Source organism: Arthrobacter sp. 10T413_2, assembly GCF_056394205.1.
In genome coordinates, this window is the sequence record NZ_JBFTHK010000290.1 from 1 (window position 1) to 3277 (window position 3277).

Sequence of the window (3277 nt, forward strand, 5' to 3'; positions counted from 1 at the left end):
ACCTGTCCAAGGACCGCACGGCGGACATCGTGCGCCAGATGCAGCTCGAGTATCCGGAAAGTCCCATCATCCTGCTCGGCCAGCACAGCGCTCAGGGGCTCATCCCCACGCGTAATTTCGGTCTGGACCACGCTACAGGCGACATCCTCGGGAGGATCGACGCCGACTCCGTGCTGGAGCCTGACTGGGTGGAGCAGGTCCAGAAAGCTTTCAGGGACGGCTCGGTGCACGCCGCAACGGGTCCGGTGGTCTACTATGACATGCCGATGCGCCGCTTCGGGCTCAAGGCCGACGACAAAATGCGCCAACTGATGCTCAAGCTTGCCAAGCACCAGTATCACTTCCTCTTCGGCTCCAACATGGCTCTCCGCCGTTCGGCCTGGGAAACCATCCGGGCCGAAACCTGCCGGGACGAACGGGACGAAATGCACGAGGACATCGACCTCTCGCTGCACCTGGCGGACCACGATCTCCGGATCCAGTACTGGCCGCAGATGATCTCCGGCATGTCCGCCCGGCGGCTTGAGGATTCGCCCCGCGACTACCGCTACTACGTGACGCGCTTTGACCGCACGTACAAGGCCCACAACGTCAAGAAGATGGCCCTCAAAGCGCCCATGGTGGTGTTCTTCTCGGTCTACTTCCCGGCAAAGCTGCTCCGCGCCATTCACACGGTCAACACCGCGCAGCCCGCCCGCCGCGGCGGCCAATAAGCGCGAGCAACAGGCGCTCCCAAGAGCCGCCAGCAGTAACCGCGGTTTAGTCGGTGCCGAGCTCCGCCAGCCGTTCGGTACCGGGACCTTCCGCACCGGGTACCACCGCACCGCCCCGGGCAAGCCGTGACCTGCGCTGCCCCAGAACGACGACGGCGAGCCCCACCAGGATCATCGCCAGTCCGGCATAGGTCCCGGCCGGCAGCGTCTCGCCAAGGAACGCGGCAGCCAAGAGCGCCGCACCCGGAATTTCCAGCAGGATGATCATCGATACGAGCAGCGGGCTCATCGTCGCCAGCAGGTGGTTGAACGCCGTGTGCCCCACGAGCTGGGCGCACACAGTGACGGCAAGGATCCCCAGCCAGCCGGCCGCCTCGAACCCTCCCAGCGGCTGTCCCGCCAATAACGCCATCCCCGCCACAATCGCGGCGCACATGCCATAGCAGAGCGTCGTATAGATGCCGGTTCCCATGGTCTGCCGGGCTTTGCCTCCGGCAAGCGTGTACATGCCTGCCAGGGCGCCGCCGGCCACCGCCAGGAGATCGCCCAGGAGCGCCTGCGGAGAGGTGCCCATGTCGAAGCCGGTAATCGTCACGACGCCGGCGAACGCGATCCCCAGCCCCACCAGGACCGGCCACGGGTGCCGAACGCCCCGGAACATCTGGAAAACTGCGATCCAGCCCGATTGCAGGCACACCAGCGCCGTCGCCGCCGCAACCGATGTCAGCTGCAGGGAGGTGATGAAGCAGGCAAAATGCAGCGCCAGGGCCACCGCTGCGGCGAGCGACCAGCGGAACTCGGCTCCGGTCACCCTGCCGAACTGGCGCGGGCTGCGGACCAACACGGGACCAGCCATGACGACGGCCCCAATCGCGTTCCGCCAGAAGGCGATGGCGAGGGCGCTGACCGATGTGGCACCCAGCGTGGCGGCAATGAGCGGCCCGGACGAAGCCACACCAAGCACCCCGACGGCGGCAAGTAGAAAGTTCACGCTCCCACACTAGTGGGACCGACGGCGGCGGCCCTTCCGTCCGCTACTCCTTGACCCGTACATACTGCGGTGCCAGTCTTAAATCGCGGTCTCACAGTCCGGTCTCACCATCATCAAAGAAGGAGACCATCATGGCGTCAATGATCCGCAAGAGCCTGGACCAGCCGGAAGAGACTCGCCCCGTTGCCGAAGGCATGGGTCAGGTAGACCTCGTCAACCTCGACGCCGGACCGGTGGCGCGAGCGACCTTCCTGCCGGGCTGGAAGTGGTCTCAGCACGTCAAGCCGATCGCCCAAACGGACAGCTGCATGGTTGCCCACAAGGGCTACACCGTCTCGGGCCGTCTAAAAGTCGTCATGGACGACGGCGAAGAAATCGAATTCGGTCCCGGCGACTTCGGGGTCATCCCGCCGGGTCACGATGCTTGGGTCCTCGGCGACGAACCCTATGTGTACATCGACTGGCAAGGGATGTCGGATTACGCCAAGCCGAAGGAGTGAGTCTGCAGGTAGGCGCCCTTGCCCCGATATGCAAAAAGTCCCGGACCGCGTTTCCGCGATCCGGGACTTTTCTTATGGTGGAGGCACGGGGACTCGAACCCCGAACCCCCTGCTTGCAAAGCAGGTGCGCTACCAATTGCGCCATGCCCCCATAAGAAGCAACCCGTCAATCATACCCTAGTTCCGGAGAGCCGATTCAGCTTCCATCCCTGGGGTCCGGGCTAATCAACCGTATCGGTTGAGTTGCTCCAGACTACTTTCCGGGCTTCGGATTCCTGCACCTTCCGGTAGAGGAAGACGCCTGCGACCGTGGCTGCGATAACCAGCAACTTCTTCACACGCACCCCGTTCCGGTTCAGTCATCGACGAACCTTCACTAACCTCTATCAGAACCAGTACAGGTTCCGTGGGCGTACCAGGACTTGAACCTGGGACCTCTTCGTTATCAGCGAAGCGCTCTAACCGCCTGAGCTATACGCCCCGATGCCTCATCGGGCCGAGATATGACTTTACAGCACATCCCGGCCCGATCTCAAATCGAGGCACTTTTCCGCAGGATTCCGCGGAAAAATACGGGTTTAGTCGTCCGTGAGGGTCACGCCGATGCCGCCCACGAGCGTCGCCGCGATGTTGTACAGCACCGCGGAAAGCATGGACAGGGCCGTCAACAGCACCACGTTGATCACGGCGATGATGGTGGCGAACGACGCCACCTGCCCCAGGGATGCCACCTTCTTCAGTTCGAAGCCGCCGCCTTCGGAGCCCGCGAGGGTTCCGAGTAGGCTGTCCACCTGGTCGAAGATTCCGGTCAGGTCCAGGACGGTCCAGAGCACGATTGCCGCCACGACCGTGACGATGCCCAGGGCTACGGAGAGCAGGAAGGCCATTTTCAGCACGGACCAGGGGTCCACCTTGCTGATCAGCAGCCTGGCCCGGCGGACCTTGGCCTTGGGGGCGGGCTTGATCAGTCCGGCCGAGTTCTGCCCCCCGGACTGAGCGGGGCGCTGTCCCGGCGCGGCGGGGCGCTGGCCGGGCACGGCGGGGCGCTGGCCGGGGGCCGGCGGACGCTGGCC

At 64.3% G+C, this 3277-nt stretch carries 5 protein-coding genes and 2 tRNA genes; 2 read left to right on the forward strand and 5 right to left on the reverse strand.

The genetic code is table 11. The features are described from left to right. Window positions 1-713, forward strand: a 713-nt coding sequence (locus AC1DBQ_RS22590) for a glycosyltransferase family 2 protein (protein WP_476930642.1), incomplete at its 5' end; no start/stop codon positions are given. A 46-nt stretch (window positions 714-759) separates the two neighbouring features. Here the strand turns inward: AC1DBQ_RS22590 and AC1DBQ_RS22595 are convergent. After that, complete coding sequence (locus tag AC1DBQ_RS22595; RefSeq protein ID WP_476930643.1) at window positions 760-1704, reverse strand: DMT family transporter; 945 nt, start codon at window positions 1702-1704, stop codon at window positions 760-762. Between the two features lie 131 nt (window positions 1705-1835). On the opposite strand from AC1DBQ_RS22595, the gene AC1DBQ_RS22600 reads away from it, so the two are divergent. Further along, window positions 1836-2204, forward strand: a complete 369-nt coding sequence (locus AC1DBQ_RS22600; RefSeq protein WP_091248561.1) for a cupin domain-containing protein — start codon at window positions 1836-1838, stop codon at window positions 2202-2204. Between the two features lie 75 nt (window positions 2205-2279). Here AC1DBQ_RS22600 and AC1DBQ_RS22605 read toward each other — a convergent pair. The 4 genes from AC1DBQ_RS22605 to AC1DBQ_RS22620 form a co-directional block, all read right to left on the reverse strand. Continuing rightward, window positions 2280-2355, reverse strand: a tRNA-Ala gene (locus tag AC1DBQ_RS22605). A gap of 70 nt (window positions 2356-2425) precedes the next feature. Continuing rightward, on the reverse strand, window positions 2426-2548 hold the full coding sequence (locus AC1DBQ_RS22610) for a DLW-39 family protein (RefSeq protein WP_456507891.1): 123 nt from the start codon (window positions 2546-2548) through the stop codon (window positions 2426-2428). Window positions 2549-2611: 63 nt separating this feature from the next. Further along, window positions 2612-2685 (reverse strand) — tRNA-Ile (locus tag AC1DBQ_RS22615). 97 nt (window positions 2686-2782) lie between these two features. Next, a partial coding sequence (locus AC1DBQ_RS22620) for a DUF3566 domain-containing protein (protein ID WP_476930644.1) occupies window positions 2783-3277 on the reverse strand: 495 nt, incomplete at its 5' end.

Excerpts from the sequence above, each read along its gene's own strand:
- AC1DBQ_RS22600 (WP_091248561.1), top strand. The coding sequence starts at position 1,836 with ATGGCGTCAATGATCCGCAAGAGCCTGGACCAGCCGGAAGAGACTCGC.